This window comes from Porphyrobacter sp. SLTP (assembly GCF_009905735.1).
In the GTDB taxonomy this organism is placed as follows: domain Bacteria; phylum Pseudomonadota; class Alphaproteobacteria; order Sphingomonadales; family Sphingomonadaceae; genus Erythrobacter.
Genome location: NZ_JAAALE010000002.1, coordinates 152,681 through 167,944, shown reverse-complemented (window position 1 = coordinate 167,944; position 15,264 = coordinate 152,681). Strand labels below are relative to the sequence as shown.

Sequence of the window (15,264 nt, the reverse complement as noted above, 5' to 3'; positions counted from 1 at the left end):
ACTCTTCTGCTTCTATTTCTTGTTCAGTCTCAGCGCGCCGCAGCCGGAGCGGCGGCGGCAGCATCGGCAGGGGGCGCAGCAGCCGGAGCCGCCGCTTCTTCGCCCGGCATCGAGCCGCCCTGGGCCTTCACCCAAGCGGCGAATTCAGCCGGGGGAAGCGCTTCGATGGCGATCGGCATGTAGGCGTGACGTGCGCCGCACAGCTCGGAACACTGGCCGTAGTACACGCCCGGCTCCTCGATGGTCAGCAGCTTTTCGTTGAGGCGACCCGGAACGGCGTCCATCTTGAACCACAGCGACGGCACGGCAAAGGCGTGGATCACATCGCTCGCGGTGGTCTGGATGCGCAGCGGCACGCCGGCAGGGACGACCATGCGGTTGTCGACGGCCAGCTGACCCGGCTCACCCCGGCGCACAGCCTCACCTTCATCGAGCATGTTCGAGATCACTTCGATCTCGCCGTGGTCGGGATAGGTGTAGCCCCAGTACCACTGATAACCGGTCGCCTTGATGGTGACGGCGTCAGCGGGCGGAGTTTCGTACTGGCGGGCCAGCAGCGTGATGGACGGCACAGCAATCACGACCAGGATGATCACCGGAACGATCGTCCAGATCACTTCGATCGCGGTGTTGTGCGTGGTGCGCGAGGCGACCGGGTTGCGGCGGCGGTTGAACCGCACCACCACATAGAGCAGCAGGCCGAGCACCAGCAGGCTGATCGCGGTGATCACCGGCATCAGAATGCCGTCGTGCATCCACTGGGCGTACTTGCCGTTTTCGGAATACTGGTCCTGGAAGGTCATGCTCTTAAGCGCGCCATCTTCGTAAGAGGTCGGCATCCCCTTGCCCTTGGTCGGAGCCATCGGGGTGTAGGCGCTTGCCGCTTCGGCGGGCGCAGCATCAGCGGGCGCGGCTGCGGCAGGCGCAGCTTCAGCCGCCGGAGCGGTCGCTTCAACCGGAGTGGTCGTCGGCGCGTCCTGCGCCGCAACGCTCAGCGGAGCGAACGCCGCGAGCCCGGCAGCAATCGCCGCCAGAATAGCATTTTTCATACGGGTGTGCCTTTGACCCATCACATGTGTCCAAGTGGTTCTAATCTGATCCCATACCGCCCACCACTCAGCCCCCTCGAGACCCGGTGCAGACAGCGTTTGGCTAGCCCTAGGGCCAGCTTCAATCCTGCCCTTAGCCCCGCTTGCCGAGGGCCTCAAGCGCTTCTAGGGAGAAAATTATGCAAGGCTCCATGTCGCCAACGCAAGTCGGCGCTTTCTTTCATGTTTTCTAAGGGGTTCCTCCGTGACGCAAGATGAAGTTCTGGCCGAATTCCGCGCCTCGGGCGCTCTGCTCGAAGGCCATTTCAAGCTTTCGTCCGGTCGGCATAGCGGACATTACCTACAATGCGCCCGGGTGCTGATGAACCCCGCACGGGCTGCGCGGCTGGCCGAAGCCGTCGTGGCAGGCATTCCTGCCGAAGTGCTTGATCAGATTGATGTTGTCGTCTCACCGGCGATGGGCGGGATCATCATCGGCCACGAAGTTGGCCGCGCGCTGGGCAAGGATGCGCTGTTCCTTGAGCGGCCCGATGGCGTGTTTCATCTGCGCCGCGGCTTTGCTTTGGCTAAGGGCGCAAAAGTGCTGATGGTTGAGGACGTGGTCACCACCGGCCTCTCCAGCCGCGAAGCCATCGCCGCCGTCGCGCGTGAGGGCGGCGAAGTGATTGCCGAATGCGCGATCATCGACCGGTCTTGCGGGTCGGTCGATCTGGGCGTGCCGTTCTACCCGCTGCTCGCCATTGATTTCCCCACCTATGACGAAAACGACATCCCTGAAGCTCTGGCCCGCGTAGAGGTAACCAAACCCGGCAGCCGGAAGGAATAGCGCCGCATGATCCGCCCCCTCGCCGCCCTTCTGGCTCTGAGCCTGCCCGTTGCAGCGGTGGCGGAGGAATTTCCGATCGATCAGGTCGGCGCGGTCATTAATGCCGCAAAGTTCGAAGGCGACATCGTGATCTCGTCGGGCCTTGACGATCTGGAGATTGGCGGCCCGCGCTTTTCATGGACAGGCCTGCTTCCGGAACCTGACCGCGGTTGGCCGGACGGGCTGACGTGGCGCTGGGCGTCGGTCACAAAGCAGGTCATAGCGATCCTCGTCATGCGCGAGGTCGAGCGCGGGACGATCGATCTGGACCAGCCAGTCGCGACTTACCTGCCCGCCTTCCGCTCGGCCAACGCGGGTACGGCGACGGTGCGCAACCTGCTCCAGCACCGTGCAGGGCTGCCCAATCCCGCCGACGTGCCGGAGTTCTATAGTGCCGAGTTCAAAGGCAGCCGCGATCCGCTGAACGGATTCTGTGCCGGCCCCGTCACCGGCGCGCCCGGGGGCGACTGGGCCTACAACAATTGCGACTACATGGTGCTGGGGGCGGTGCTCGAAGCCGTGGCAGGCCTCAGCTGGGACAAGCTCTTCATCCGCGACATTGCCGGGCCGCTCGGCTTCGAGTTCGCGGGTGCCTATCCCGGTGAGCAATTCACCCGCTGGGGCGTCATCGACGGCGTGAGGGAGCAACCTTCCGACTTGTCAGCCTATGGCGCATCCGCCGGACTTTATGGCGAGCCGGACGATATCCTCGCCATCGACAACGCCCTGATGCGCGGCGACCTGCTCGGCCCTGAGGCGCTTGCCGAGATGTGGAAGGGCGATCCGGCGTTGGGCTACATGGCGCTGGGCCAATGGGTGTTCGAGGTACCGCTCAAGGGCTGTGCCGAGCCGGTGCGGATCGTTGAGCGTCGCGGCGATGTCGGCGCGGTGCAGGTGCGCAACTTCATCCTGCCCGACAAGCAGATGGCGGTGGTCGCCTTCAGCCAGGAAAAGCCGTTCGATTTTGGTGAGGTCTGGCAAGGAAGCGGCTTCAGTCACGACCTGCTCGCTGCCGCCGCTTGCCCGCAAGGAACCCCATGAACCAGACCCTCCATCCCCGTCCCCTGCGCCTCGGCGTGAACATAGATCACGTCGCCACGATCAGGAATGCGCGCGGCGGGGATCATCCCGATCCGGTGCGCGCGGCGGAGATTGTCGCGGCGGTCGGCGGTGACGGCATTACCGCGCACCTGCGCGAAGACCGCCGCCATATCCGCGACGAGGATCTGGCGCGCATTCAGGCAGCGACCAACCTCCCGCTCAACCTCGAAATGGCCGCGACCCGCGAAATGCTCGCCATCGCCCTGCGTCACAAACCGCACGCCGCCTGCATCGTCCCCGAAAAGCGCGAGGAGCGCACCACCGAAGGCGGGCTCGATGCCGCGGGAATGCACAACACCCTCGCCCCGATTGCCGAGGAATTGCGCGCGGCGGGCATTCGCGTCTCGCTGTTTATCGAGGCGGACGAGCGCCAGCTTGACGCCGCGCTGCGTCTCGGCGCGCCGGTGGTGGAGTTCCACACCGGCGAATATGCCCATGCCTTCCTTGACGGTGACCGTGAACGGGTGGAGCGCGAGCTGCGCCGCATCACCGATATGGCTGCGCTTGCCGCCAAGAACGGGATCGAGCCGCACGCGGGCCACGGCCTCACGTTTGAAAACGTCCAGCCGATTGCCGCTATCCCGCAAATTGCAGAACTCAACATCGGTCACTACCTGATCGGAGAGGCAGTCTTCGTCGGCCTCGAAAACGCGATCCGCCGGATGCGCGAACTGATGGATGACGTGCGTTGAGTAACCCTGATCTGCCTCCCCTGACCGGCGAACAGAAACGCTGGGCCTTTGCGGCGGCGGCGCTGTTTCTGCTGGCGGTTGGCTTTCTCGGCTTTGCGCTCAATGCGCAGGTGATGGTGGTCTTCGCGGTTGGGTGGCTGGCGCTGATGATCTTCGGCTATGTCGGCGCGCTGAAAATGGCCAAGGGCGACTTTGCGCACCCGCTGTTCAAGTCACAGGTGATGCTTCATGTCGTTGCTGTCGGGCTGCTGGTCGCGGTTATACTGAGAGCGTTCAAATGATAATCGGCATGGGCTCCGACCTCTGCAATATCGAACGGATCGCCAACTCGCTCGCCCGCTATGGCGAGCGGTTCGAGAACCGCGTTTTCACCGAAACCGAAATCGCCAAGGCCCGCCGCCGCCCTTTCACCATCGCGGGCACCTACGCCAAGCGTTTCGCTGCCAAGGAGGCGTTCAGCAAGGCGGTCGGCACCGGGTTCAAGCGCGGCGTGTTCATGAAGGACATTGGTGTGGTGAACGCACCCTCGGGCGCGCCAACGCTGGCGTTGACCGGCGGCGCGGCTTTGCGGCTTGAAGAAATCACGCCAAAGGGCCATGAGGCGCGCATTCACCTTACTCTCACTGACGATCACCCGTGGGCGCAGGCCTTTGTGATCATCGAAGCCATCCCCCTTTGACAGGCCGCCCCATGGCACCCCCCGTGACAACAATCGAAAGCCCGCACGTGACTGACAGCAGCGCTCCGGACAAGGTCAATTGGCTCGCCGAAATTCGCGGTCTTGGGCTGATGCTGCTCGCCGTGCTGGCGTTCCACAGCCTGGTCGCCAAGCCGTTCTACATTCCCTCGACCTCGATGATGCCGAGCCTGTGGGTGGGGGACCGGTTGGTGGTGAGCAAGTATCCCTACGGTTGGTCATGGGCGTCGGCGAGCTTCCATATTCTGCCGCGTGCCAGCTGGCGGGTGCTGCCTTCGACCCCGGAATATGGCGATATCGTGATCCCGGTGCACCCGGATCAGGACGTGGACTATATCAAGCGCGTGGTCGCTCTGCCGGGCGATACCATCGAAGTGCGCGGCGGTCAGATCATCCTCAATGGCAAGGCCATCAAGCGCGAAGCGGTGCCCTCGGTGCGCCTCCCGTTCGAGCCTGAGCTGATGTGTGAGGATGGCACGGGTGAGCGTCCCTGCCTCCAGGCCTTCGAAGCGTTCCGCAAGACCGGCCCCGACGGGCGCGACTATTTCGATCCGCCGACCTGGCGCGAAACCCTGCCCAATGGCGCGACCTATCTCACCATCGACTATCGCGATCAGGAGCTCGACAATTACGGCCCGATCACGGTGCCCGAAGACAGCGTGTTCGTGATGGGCGACAACCGCGATCTTTCCGCTGACAGCCGCGCGCTGGCGATTGCTGACGGGCTGGGCGGGCCGGTGCCAATGGCCAATATCGGCGGGCGAGCCGAGTTCATCACCTTCAGCCTCGACGGGTCGACCACCTGGAACCCGGCAAGCTGGTTCTCCAGCCTGCGCGGTGACCGGGCGTGGACCACCCTGCGTCCGCCGCTGGCCGAAGGCGCTGCGGCCAAGTGACCTGTGCGAACGTGAACTGAGGCAACAAGAATGGCCCGCAAGTTCCTCTATTTCATTGCGTTCTGCATCGTGTTGGTGATCAGCGGTCGGATTGCCTACGAATTGTTTCAGGAAGAATTGGCCCAGATCGCGCTGGTGCCCTCGGCTGAGTTTACGCCGATCCCACCGCTTCAGGCCAATGCCTATGAAGACCCGACGCTGTGGTACTCGCGGCCCGGCATCGGCGTGAGCGACCCGGCACGCTGGCAGCCGGCGTGGAGCGGTGACGCGGAACCGGTGCCGGCGCTCACCACAACCGCCAGGCCCTTCGCCGTCTTTTTCGTCCATCCCACCAGCTATCTCAACCGCACACGCTGGAACGCCCCGTTGGAAAACGGCGGCGATCCTGAGGCTGAGCGGATCGCCCGCGTCTATCTGCGCGGCATGGCCAGCCCGTTCAACGCCGCGACCGAAATCTGGGCGCCGCGTTACCGCCAGGCCACGATGGGCGCCTTCCTGACCGATGCGCCCCAAGGCAGGCAGGCGATCGAGGCCGCCTATGCCGATGTGCGCGAAGCTTACCGCTTTTTCCTCTCCAGCGTTGACCCGGCCACGCCGATCGTGCTGGCAGGCCATTCGCAAGGCGCGCTGCATTTGAAGCGCCTGCTTGCCGAAGAGGTCAAGGGATCGCCCGTGGCAAAGCGGCTGGTGGCGGCCTATCTGATCGGCTGGCCGGTATCGATGACCCATGATCTGCCTGTCATCGGATTTCCCGCTTGCGCCGCACCGGGCCAGACCGGGTGCATCATCAGCTGGTCGAGCTTTGCCGAACCGGCCGATCCGGCGCCGGTTCTGAACGCCTATGGCAGCACGCCCGCGCTTGATGGCAAGGCGCCCGGCAAGGATCCGATGATGTGCTCCAATCCCCTCACAGGCCGGATCGGCGGCAAGGCCCCGGCCAGCGCCAATCTCGGCACGCTGGTGCCCGAAGACAGCATGGAAAAGGGCGAATTGCGCCCCGGCTTCGTCCCCGCCACATGCGATGCGCGTGGGTTGCTGCTGATCGGCCCGCCGCCCGAAATGGGCTCCTATGTGCTGCCGGGGAACAATTACCACGTCTATGACCTGCCGCTGTTCTGGGCGAACACCAAGGCTGACGTGAACAACCGGGCGAATGCGTGGAAACCGCAGAGCTGATCTTCGAGGACGCACGCGGCTTTGCCGACGCTGTCGGAGAGAGCGGCGGCGTGCTGCTCGGGCTCGACCTTGGCACCAAGACGTTGGGCACGGCGACCTGCGATGCCGGATGGCGGTTCGCCACCAACGGCACCACGATCCAGCGCGGCAAGTGGGGGCGTGATCGCGAAACGCTCACCACCTTGATCAAGGCGCGCGGCATCAAGGGGATCGTGCTCGGCCTTCCGCGCAACATGGACGGCAGCGAAGGTCCGCGTGCGCAGGCATCTCGCGCCTATGCCCGCAATTGCGCCGAGGCGTTCGGCCTGCCGCTGCTGCTGTGGGACGAACGCTGGTCGACCCAGGCCGCCGAAGCCGCAATGATCGGGCAGGACATGAGCCGCGCCAAACGCGCCGCCGCAATCGACGCCCATGCCGCAGCAGTGATCCTGCAAGGCGCGATCGACCGGCTAGCGGGGGGTGTGCTCTAACGCGATCCGTTCGCATCGAGCGAAGTCGAGAGGCGCTGTCCGGGTGTCTCGACTTCGCTCGACATAAACGGATGTGGTGCCGTTCCGGCAAATTTGTGCGTTGCCACCCCCGTCTCCTCGCCCCTATGCGCGATGCCATGACCACGCCCCCTGCCCGGTTCGACGCCCGCGAAGCCTCGCGCTGGTTTTTCCGTCATGGCCATACAGGTTGGCTCGGACTCAAATTCGCCGATCAGGGCGACAATTGGGTCGAGCTCGAACTGCCTTGGCGTGAGGATTTGCTGGGCGATGCCAGCCGCCTCGTGCTTGCCTCCGGTCCGATCATCAGCCTGATGGACATGGCGAGCGGCATGGCGATCTGGCAGGCGAGCGGCAGCTTCAATCCGGTCGCGACGCTCGATCTCAGAGTCGATTACCAGCGCCCTGCGCGAGAACGGGCGAGCGTGCGCGGACGGGTCGAATGCTATCGCCGCACGCGCTCGGCGGCATTTGTGCGCGGGATTGCGCATGATGGCGATCCGGACGATCCGGTCGCCCATGTCGCGGGCGTGTTCATGACAATTGCGGCTGATCCGCGCGAAGCCAACCCGGCGCTGAAGGGCGGCGATCATGGCTGACGCACTGGAACTGCCCGCCTATGCCCGCTCATTGGGGATCGTGTCGACGGGCCAGGTCGAGGGTGAAATGCCCGTCCTCTCGGTCGATTTCGGGCCGATGGTCGAAGGCCGCCCGCAGCATTTCCACGGCGGGGCGACCGCCGGGTTGCTGGAGGCGGCGGGCTATGCTGCGCTCGGTGCCGCGTTGCTGGCGGCGGGCCGCGATCCGCAGCTGAAGCCGATCAACATCACCGTGCAATACCTCGCCGCAGGCAAATCCCAGGCCAGTTTCGCTGTGGGCCGCATCACTCGATTGGGGCGGCGCAATGCCAATGTCACTGTCGAGGCGTGGCAGAATGACCGGTCCCGCCCGATTGCAACGGCGGTGATGAATATCCTGATGGTCTAAAGCGGGGGCTGACCCGGTGATGGCGATGCTGAGGGCTGCACCACCACCCCGCCCTCGTTCAGCCGGACTTCCACCGGTACGCCGTCCTGCCGGATGGTGACGCCGCCCTCCTCGATCCGCAGGCTGGTGCCGTCCTGTCCCAAGGGAATTTCCTCGCCTTCGAGCACGTCGAGCGGCTGCACCGGCCCTTCGGGATCGGGCGTGTCTGACGCTTGGGGCTTGGGCGCCGCTTCAACCTTGAGCGCGCCGCGCATGAAATCGCGCCAGATGCGAGCGGGCGTGCTGCCGCCCGTGACGCCGTTGAGCGGCGTGTTGTCGTCATTGCCCACCCACACGCCGACCACCAGATCGCCCGCATAGCCCACGAACAGCGCGTCGCGGTAATCCTGCGTTGTGCCGGTCTTGCCGAAATTGGCGACCGGCAGCACCGCATTGCGCCCGGTGCCGCGATTGATCGCGGCGCGCAGCATCCCTTCAAGGTCTTCGTGGGTGTCCGATGACATGGAATCCTTGGGCGTGGTCAGCCACTCCCACCACCCCTGCTCACCGCGCGCAAAGGCATGGGGTTCGACCGGATAATCGTTGGCCGCAATCCCGGCATAGGCCGCGGTCAGCTCCATCAGCGTCATTGATGACGTGCCGAGCGCAAGGCTGGGATCGCCTTCGGTCATGGGCGCAGTAATGCCGAGCTTGCGCGCGGTGCGGATCACCTTGTCACTGCCCACCGCCTGAAACAGGCGCACCGCGGCGACGTTGCTCGATTGGGCGAAGGCGTTTTCGAGCGTGATCTGGTCGGAATACTGCTCGCGCGAATTCTTCGGGCGATAGCTGCCTTGGGTGATCGGCGTGTTGGGGATGGTATCATCCGGCTCCCACCCGGCCTCCAACGCAGTCAGATAGACAATCGTCTTGAAGGTCGATCCGGGCTGGCGGCGGGCCTGCGTCACCCGGTTGAAGGGCGACTTGGCGTAATCGCGCCCGCCGACCATCGCCACGACCTCACCATTGCGCCGCATCGCCACCAGCGCGACCTGCGCCCCGCCCAAGGGCGCGCGCGCAACGATGCGATTGGCCAGCGCCTGAAGCCGGGAATCGAGCGTGGTGGTGAGCACCTGCTGCGAGTAGCTCGCGTCCATCCCCTCGCGTGCGAGCGGCAGCGCCCAGTCGGCGAAATAGGTGCCCGTCGGCAGGTTATCATCGCGCTTGCGCACATCGACACGCGGATCGGGCAGGGCCGCGGCTTCGGCAGCGGTCAGATAGCCGACATCGACCATCGACTGGATCACCAGCTCCATCCGCTTCTTGGCCTTGTCGTAATGCTTGGTCGGCGCATAGCGCGAGGGCGCCTGCAACAGTCCCGCCAGCATCGCCGCCTGTTCGGGACGCAGCTTTTCGGGCTGGCGGTAGAAATAGTGCAGGCTCGCCGCGCGCAGGCCATACTGGTTGTCGCCGAAATAGGCGTTGGAGAGATAGCGTTCGAGGATCTCGTCCTTGGTCAGCCAGCTTTCCAGCCACACCGCGATCAGCGCCTCGCGCGCCTTGCGGGTGAGCGATTGTTCGGGGGTGAGAAAGGTGAACTTGGCGAGCTGCTGGGTGATCGTCGAGCCGCCACCATAGCCCGTCCACGCCGCCCGGGCGATCCCGCGCGGGTCAATGCCCCAATGCGAATAGAACCGCCGGTCCTCGATCGCGAGGAAGGCTTGGGTGACATGCGGCGGCAGATCGGCGACCTTGACCGGCGCCTCGACCACCGCGCCCTGCCGCGCAATCGGCGTGCCGTCGCTGGCGAGCAGGGTGACTTGCGGCGGGGCAATAGGCTCAAGGCTTTTGGAGAGCGGCGCGGTGATGGTCAGCCAGCCGATCAGCAGCGCGAGAACCGCCACCGTCGCCATGACACTGCGTCCGGTCCACCACCATTTCGACCGCGCGCGCCAGTAATCGCGCTGCCACCAGCGCAGGCGACGCTTCTCCTCGACGACCAGCGCGTCATCAATGCTGGCGAGCTTCGCGTCCCATTCATCGAATGAAGGCGAGGCAGCGGCGCGCGGGCGCGGTCTGTCGTCTTCCTCGTCGTCCAAGGGACGGGTCGATTCGTAGAGCGGGAAGAACCCCGCAGGCGTGCCATCCCCCTCGGGAGCGCCGGAGCGTGAGCCTTTCCAGAATCGGTCGAACAGCGCCATCGTACCTGCTGTGTTACCAGCCTAGGACACTGACCTGCAAGCGACTTGCTTACCGCTTCTTCGCTGCGCCTTCGGGCAGGTCTTCGCCAAACACGCGCTGGTAGTATTCGGCCACCAGCGTACGCTCCGCCTCGTCGCACTTGTTGAGGAAGCTGAGACGGAAGGCAAAGCCGACAGACTTGAAGATGGTCGCGTTCTGGGCCCAGGTGATCACCGTGCGCGGGCTCATCACGGTCGAGATATCACCATTGATAAAGCCCTGACGGGTCAGTTCGGCCACCTTGACCATGTCGGCGATCAGCTTGTCATCGGTCGCCGGGGTCTTGGACTTGACGATCTGCTGTTCAACCTCGGGCGCGAGGTAGTTGAGCGCCACCACGATGTTCCAACGGTCCATCTGCGCCTGATTGATCGCCTGCGTGCCGTGATAGAGGCCGCTGGTGTCGCCGAGGCCGACGGTGTTGGTGGTGGCGAACAGGCGGAACCACGGGTTCGGCGTGATCACCCGGTTCTGATCGAGCAGGGTCAGACGGCCATCAAATTCGAGGATGCGCTGGATCACGAACATCACGTCCGGGCGGCCTGCGTCATATTCGTCGAAGGTCAGCGCGACCGGGTGCTGGAGCGCCCACGGCAGGATGCCTTCCTTGAACTCGGTGACCTGCAACCCGTCCTTCAGCACAATTGCATCGCGGCCGATCAGGTCGATACGGCTGATATGCGCATCGAGGTTCACCCGGATGCTCGGCCAGTTGAGGCGCGCGGCCACCTGTTCGATGTGCGTCGATTTGCCCGTGCCGTGATAGCCCTGGACCATCACCCGGCGGTTATGCGCAAAACCTGCGAGGATCGCCAAGGTCGTGTCCGGATCGAACACATAGGCGCCGTCGGTGTCAGGCACATGCTCTTCGGCTTGGCTGAACGCGGGAACCTGCCAATCGACATCAATGCCGAACATCTCGCGGACGTCGACCGTGGTGTCGGGCTGATTGGGCATGGCGCTATCGCCGGTGACATTGGTTCTGGAGGGTGCAGTCATCGTGGATTTCGGTTAGAGCGCAAGTCGCTTGGCCGCAAGCAGTGGTTTGCAGCAAATCGCTGGCAATTTGGCGAGTTCGTTTCCCTCGCCTCCGCTGCGCGCCTATATCCTACCCATGCCCGATCCCGTCGAATCGCTGCGCCTCAAACTGGTCTCTCAGGTGCGCGGCGTGTTTCACGATGCGAGCGCGGGCCAGACGCCGACCCCGCCGTCAGACGAAGCGCTGTTTGAACGCGATACGCCGATCCGGCAGGTGCACGCCGATATCGTGGGCATGATGACCGGCGGCGTGCGCGCGCTGCTGCTCCAGATGCTCCACCCCCATGCGTTGCAAGGCGTGCTCGACCACTCCAATTTCCGCGAGGATATGCACGGGCGGCTGCGGCGCACCGCGCGCTTCATTGCGGTGACGACCTTCGGCCACCACGAGGAGGCGATGAAGGCGATCGACCGGGTCAACCGTATCCACGCCAAGGTCGGCGGGACATTGCCTGATGGATCGCGCTACGAGGCGACCAATCCGCGCACCCTCGCCTGGGTTCATGTCACTGAAGCGCAGAGTTTCCTTGCCGGTTACCTCCGTCATGTGCGGCCCAATATGCCCGGCGCCGAGCAGGACGAATATTACCGCCAGTTCGCGGTCATCGCCCGCGCGCTGGGTGCCGATCCGGTGCCTGAGACCCGCGCCGAGGCAGACGCCATCTTCCGCGAATTGCGCCGTGATCTCAGTGCCTCACCCGCCGCGCGCGAAGTTGCGCAGCTGGTCCTCAGCCAGCGCCCGCAAGGCACCCCGCAGGCGGTGCAGACCATGGTCACCGCCGATGCCGTCGCGATGCTGCCCGACTGGGCACGGCAGATGCTGCGGTTGCAGCGCCCGATGCTGACCGCCCTGCCCGCGCGTGCGGCGACTTGGGGCATGGGCCGGACGCTGCGTTGGGCGTTCCGGCAATAGCGCCTTCCCTCGGTCCTGAACGTGAGGCATGTTCGGCGATGGAGGGAGAGTGCCGATGTATGTTCAAGGTTTTGTCATTCCCGTGCCCGCAGGCAAGCAGGAAGCCTATCGCGAGGTCGCCCGGAAATTCTGGCCGATCGCCAAGGATTACGGGGCGCTTTCACAGATCGAATGCTGGGAAGCTGACATCAAGGACGGCACCAGCACCGATTTCCGCATGGCGGTCAAAGCCGAGCCGGGCGAGAAGATCGTGTTTGCCTGGATGACCTGGCCAGACCGCGAAACCGCCGAGGCCAGTCAGGAAAAGATCATGGCCGATCCGCGCATGGCCGAACAATTCGGCAATCCCGACGGCAGCGACATGCCCTTCGATGGCAAGCGCATGATCATCGGCGGGTTTGATCCCCTGTTCATCGGTGAGGCGTAAAACATGGCCGAATTCACCTTCTACACCGTCGCCATGAGCCGCGGTCAGATATCGCGCTGGGCGCTGCACGAGGCGGGCGCCGACTACGATCATGTGGTGTTCGACTGGGCGACCCGGCCGGACACGTTCAAGACCATCAACCCGATGAACAAGGTGCCCACGCTGGTGCATCATCATGGCGGCCACGATCACGTCATCACCGAGTGCGCCGCAATCAATCACTACCTCGCCGAAACCCACCCGGACAAAGGCCTGCTGCCGGACGCGCACGAAAAGGCGTCCTATTTCCGCTGGCTGTTCTTCGCCGCCGGGCCGCTCGAACAGGCGGTGGTCGGCAAGGCGATGGGCTGGGAAGTGCCCGAGGGCAAGACCGACATGGCGGGCTTTGGCAGCCTTGAACTGGCGCTCGACGCGCTCGACGGCTGGCTTTCGGCCAACGACTTTATCGCCGGCAGCCGTTTCACAATGGCCGATACTTACGTCGGCAGCCAGTTCGTCTGGGGCCTGCGCTTCGGTTCGATTCCCGAACGGCCCTCGTTCCGCGCCTATGTCGACCGGATCACCCAGCGCCCCGCCTACATAGAAGCCAACGCGATCGACGCAGCGATCATCAAGGCAGCACAGGAGGGTTAAGGCTATGGCTCGCCACATCGTCGCTGCCGCTTTCCTGTCACTCGACGGGGTGATGCAGGCCCCCGGTGGCCCGACCGAAGACCCGACCGGCGGGTTCGATCAGGGCGGCTGGGTGTTCAGCGTCTGGGATGAAGGGGTCGAGGCAACGCTCGGCACGCTGTTTGCGGGCGATTACGATTTGTTGCTGGGGCGGAGAACCTATGACATTTTCGCCGCCTACTGGCCCTATGCCGAGGGCGACAATGCCCCGATGCGCGACGCTTTCAATGCTGCGAACAAATATGTCCTGACGCGCGGTGACCTGCCGCTTGAATGGGAGAACAGCCACCGGCTGTCCTCGGTAGAGGATGTCGCTGCGCTGAAGGCTGGCGATGGGCCGAAGATGATCATCCAGGGATCAAGCACGCTCTATCCCGCCCTGCTCGCCGCCGGGTTGATCGACGAGCTGATCACCATGACCTATCCGGTGATCATCGGCTCGGGCAAACGCATCTTCGGCGAAGGCACCCCGGTTGCAACCCTGACGATGACAGAGCACCGGGTGACGGCCAAGGGAACGGTGATCGCAAGCTACGCGCCCGGCGGCGCGCTGCCGCCCTATCCGCCCGAAGCGCCGATCCCGATCATCAGCGAGCGCGAATTGGCGCGGCAAGCGCGGATCGAAGCAGGTAGCTGGTAGCGCCTAAGCCAGCGCGGCGCTGCCCTTGAGCAGCTGATAGGCTTCGACCACCGCACCCAGCTTGGCCTCATGCTGCCGATCGCCGCCGTTCCGGTCGGGGTGATACCGCCGCACCAACTCGGAATAGCGCCGCCGCAGCCGGGTGCGATCAATGTCGCTGCCCAGCCCCATCACCTCAAGCGCGCGGGCTTCATCGGCCGAGAAGCGCACCTGCGCCGCAGCGTCCCGCGCGCGCCCTTCGGCCCGGTTGCGGATACCGCGTGCGCGAGCAGCGATTGCGTCCAATGGGTCGGCATAGTCGGCCCAGCGCGGTACCCCGTCCACGCCCGCGTCTGGGCGGAAGGCGCGGGTTTCGGTGCGCCATCCGGCAATGGGCGACTGTGCGGCAATGATTTCTTCGGCGCTCATGCCCTCGAACCAGTCATAGCCCGCGTTGAATTCGCGCACATGTTGAAGGCAGAACCAGCGCCACTCACCCGGCCCGTCGAACCCGTTGGGGCGGCGTCCGGGCGCGCGGAACTCACCCGCCTCACGGCAGCCGGGCGCTTCGCATGGGCGTCCCTCGCTCTCGACGCGGCCGTGAAATCGTGGTGAAGGCATAGCCCTTGAGAATGGCGATCAGGCTCCCAAGTTCCAAGCCTGAATTTGGCCGATCAGCTTGCAAAGAAGGAAAGTCCCGATGAGTGTCGCCGAGGAAATGCACGTTCTGCTGACCGAGGCCTTCGCGCCCGCACGGCTGGCGATCATCAATGATAGCGCCAAGCATTCGGGCCATATGGGCGACGATGGCTCGGGCGAATCGCACTTCACCATCGAAATCGACGCGGCGGCCTTTGCCGACATGAACCGCCTCGCCCGCCAGCGCGCGGTGATTGCGGTGCTGGGCGATATCGTCGGCCAGCGGGTCCATGCCGTGGCGATCAAGGCGGGCGTGCCGGAGGCGTGAACACGATCAACCCCGACCTGCGCCTGCGCCGCGCGGCGCGTCTGATCGTGCTCGACCCGAAAGGCCGCGCGCTGATGTTCCGCTATGACGTGCCGGGGCGCGATCCCTTCTGGGTGACGGCGGGCGGCGAGTGCGAGGCGGACGAAAGCTTCGAAGATGCCGCACGGCGCGAATTGCTGGAGGAGACGGGCTTCACCGCCGATCCGGGGCCGCAGATCGCCCGGATGACACCGGAGTTCATCACCGTCGAAGGCGAGCCGGTGCAGGCGGATGAACGCTTCTTTCTGGTGCGCGTGGCCGAGGCGGTGATCGATACCAGCCGCCATACAGAAACCGAACAGGCGCTGATGACGCAGCATCGCTGGTTCACGCTGGACGAGCTCAACGATTGGCCCGAAGCCGTGTTTCCGGTGAACCTTGCCGACATGATTAGGTCGCAAACCGCAACCTGATTGCG

20 protein-coding genes are annotated in these 15,264 nt (G+C 64.6%); 16 read left to right on the top strand and 4 right to left on the bottom strand.

Features of this window, described 5'->3' with window-relative positions; genetic code table 11:
* Positions 1–29: 29 nt before the first annotated feature.
* Entirely contained in the window at positions 30–1,049 is a 1,020-nt protein-coding gene (gene coxB / locus GVM20_RS02125; RefSeq protein ID WP_166545655.1) for a cytochrome c oxidase subunit II, read from the bottom strand.
* Between the two features lie 244 nt (positions 1,050–1,293).
* Here coxB and pyrE point away from each other — a divergent pair, with 244 nt between their 5' ends.
* From pyrE to GVM20_RS02075, 10 genes are all read left to right on the top strand, one after another.
* Positions 1,294–1,875 carry an orotate phosphoribosyltransferase gene (pyrE, locus tag GVM20_RS02120; RefSeq protein ID WP_166545654.1) on the top strand — a complete coding sequence of 194 codons (582 nt, stop codon included), beginning with the start codon at positions 1,294–1,296 and terminating at the stop codon, positions 1,873–1,875.
* 6 nt (positions 1,876–1,881) lie between these two features.
* Complete coding sequence (locus GVM20_RS02115) at positions 1,882–2,955, top strand: serine hydrolase domain-containing protein (RefSeq protein WP_166545653.1); 1,074 nt, start codon at positions 1,882–1,884, stop codon at positions 2,953–2,955.
* On the top strand, positions 2,952–3,707 hold the full coding sequence (locus GVM20_RS02110; protein WP_166545652.1) for a pyridoxine 5'-phosphate synthase: 756 nt from the start codon (positions 2,952–2,954) through the stop codon (positions 3,705–3,707). Before GVM20_RS02115 ends, GVM20_RS02110 begins: the two co-directional genes overlap by 4 nt.
* Positions 3,704–3,988, top strand: coding sequence for a pyridoxal phosphate biosynthetic protein (locus GVM20_RS02105; protein WP_166545651.1), 285 nt, complete (start codon positions 3,704–3,706; stop codon positions 3,986–3,988). Before GVM20_RS02110 ends, GVM20_RS02105 begins: the two co-directional genes overlap by 4 nt.
* On the top strand, positions 3,985–4,386 hold the full coding sequence (gene acpS, locus GVM20_RS02100; protein WP_166545650.1) for a holo-ACP synthase: 402 nt from the start codon (positions 3,985–3,987) through the stop codon (positions 4,384–4,386). The genes GVM20_RS02105 and acpS overlap by 4 nt, the downstream gene beginning before the upstream one ends.
* An 11-nt stretch (positions 4,387–4,397) precedes the next feature.
* Positions 4,398–5,300: a signal peptidase I gene (gene lepB / locus GVM20_RS02095; RefSeq protein WP_166545649.1), complete on the top strand. Its 903-nt coding sequence runs from the start codon at positions 4,398–4,400 to the stop codon at positions 5,298–5,300.
* A gap of 30 nt (positions 5,301–5,330) precedes the next feature.
* Positions 5,331–6,476, top strand: coding sequence for a DUF3089 domain-containing protein (locus GVM20_RS02090; RefSeq protein ID WP_166545648.1), 1,146 nt, complete (start codon positions 5,331–5,333; stop codon positions 6,474–6,476).
* Positions 6,458–6,946, top strand: a complete 489-nt coding sequence (gene ruvX, locus GVM20_RS02085; protein WP_166545647.1) for a Holliday junction resolvase RuvX — start codon at positions 6,458–6,460, stop codon at positions 6,944–6,946. Before GVM20_RS02090 ends, ruvX begins: the two co-directional genes overlap by 19 nt.
* A gap of 137 nt (positions 6,947–7,083) precedes the next feature.
* Positions 7,084–7,563 carry a PaaI family thioesterase gene (locus tag GVM20_RS02080; protein ID WP_166545646.1) on the top strand — a complete coding sequence of 160 codons (480 nt, stop codon included), beginning with the start codon at positions 7,084–7,086 and terminating at the stop codon, positions 7,561–7,563.
* Positions 7,556–7,951, top strand: a complete 396-nt coding sequence (locus GVM20_RS02075; RefSeq protein ID WP_166545645.1) for a PaaI family thioesterase — start codon at positions 7,556–7,558, stop codon at positions 7,949–7,951. Before GVM20_RS02080 ends, GVM20_RS02075 begins: the two co-directional genes overlap by 8 nt.
* Here the strand turns inward: GVM20_RS02075 and GVM20_RS02070 are convergent.
* Positions 7,948–10,131 (bottom strand): transglycosylase domain-containing protein, encoded by a 2,184-nt coding sequence (locus GVM20_RS02070; protein ID WP_166545644.1) that lies wholly within the window; start codon positions 10,129–10,131, stop codon positions 7,948–7,950. The two genes, GVM20_RS02075 and GVM20_RS02070, sit on opposite strands and share 4 nt — an antisense overlap.
* Before the next feature lie 49 nt (positions 10,132–10,180).
* The gene (gene cobS, locus GVM20_RS02065) at positions 10,181–11,170 is read right to left on the bottom strand and encodes a cobaltochelatase subunit CobS (protein WP_166545643.1); all 990 of its coding nucleotides are present in this window, start codon (positions 11,168–11,170) and stop codon (positions 10,181–10,183) included.
* A 115-nt stretch (positions 11,171–11,285) separates the two neighbouring features.
* Here cobS and GVM20_RS02060 point away from each other — a divergent pair, with 115 nt between their 5' ends.
* Genes GVM20_RS02060 through GVM20_RS02045 form a run of 4 tightly spaced genes read left to right on the top strand, consistent with a single transcriptional unit; the run spans position 11,286 to position 13,861 of the window.
* Positions 11,286–12,122, top strand: a complete 837-nt coding sequence (locus tag GVM20_RS02060; RefSeq protein WP_166545642.1) for an oxygenase MpaB family protein — start codon at positions 11,286–11,288, stop codon at positions 12,120–12,122.
* Between the two features lie 55 nt (positions 12,123–12,177).
* Positions 12,178–12,549, top strand: coding sequence for a DUF1428 domain-containing protein (locus GVM20_RS02055; RefSeq protein ID WP_166545641.1), 372 nt, complete (start codon positions 12,178–12,180; stop codon positions 12,547–12,549).
* A gap of 3 nt (positions 12,550–12,552) precedes the next feature.
* Positions 12,553–13,182 (top strand): glutathione S-transferase family protein, encoded by a 630-nt coding sequence (locus tag GVM20_RS02050; protein WP_166545640.1) that lies wholly within the window; start codon positions 12,553–12,555, stop codon positions 13,180–13,182.
* Between the two features lie 4 nt (positions 13,183–13,186).
* Positions 13,187–13,861, top strand: a complete 675-nt coding sequence (locus tag GVM20_RS02045) for a dihydrofolate reductase family protein (RefSeq protein ID WP_166545639.1) — start codon at positions 13,187–13,189, stop codon at positions 13,859–13,861.
* Positions 13,862–13,864: 3 nt separating this feature from the next.
* Here GVM20_RS02045 and GVM20_RS02040 read toward each other — a convergent pair whose 3' ends face one another.
* The gene (locus GVM20_RS02040; protein WP_166545638.1) at positions 13,865–14,461 is read right to left on the bottom strand and encodes a J domain-containing protein; all 597 of its coding nucleotides are present in this window, start codon (positions 14,459–14,461) and stop codon (positions 13,865–13,867) included.
* Positions 14,462–14,540: 79 nt separating this feature from the next.
* Between GVM20_RS02040 and GVM20_RS02035 the strand changes: the two genes are divergently transcribed.
* Both GVM20_RS02035 and GVM20_RS02030 read left to right on the top strand, forming a co-directional pair.
* Positions 14,541–14,807: a BolA family protein gene (locus tag GVM20_RS02035; RefSeq protein WP_166545637.1), complete on the top strand. Its 267-nt coding sequence runs from the start codon at positions 14,541–14,543 to the stop codon at positions 14,805–14,807.
* Complete coding sequence (locus tag GVM20_RS02030) at positions 14,804–15,259, top strand: NUDIX hydrolase (RefSeq protein ID WP_166545636.1); 456 nt, start codon at positions 14,804–14,806, stop codon at positions 15,257–15,259. Before GVM20_RS02035 ends, GVM20_RS02030 begins: the two co-directional genes overlap by 4 nt.
* Positions 15,260–15,264: the final 5 nt, after the last annotated feature.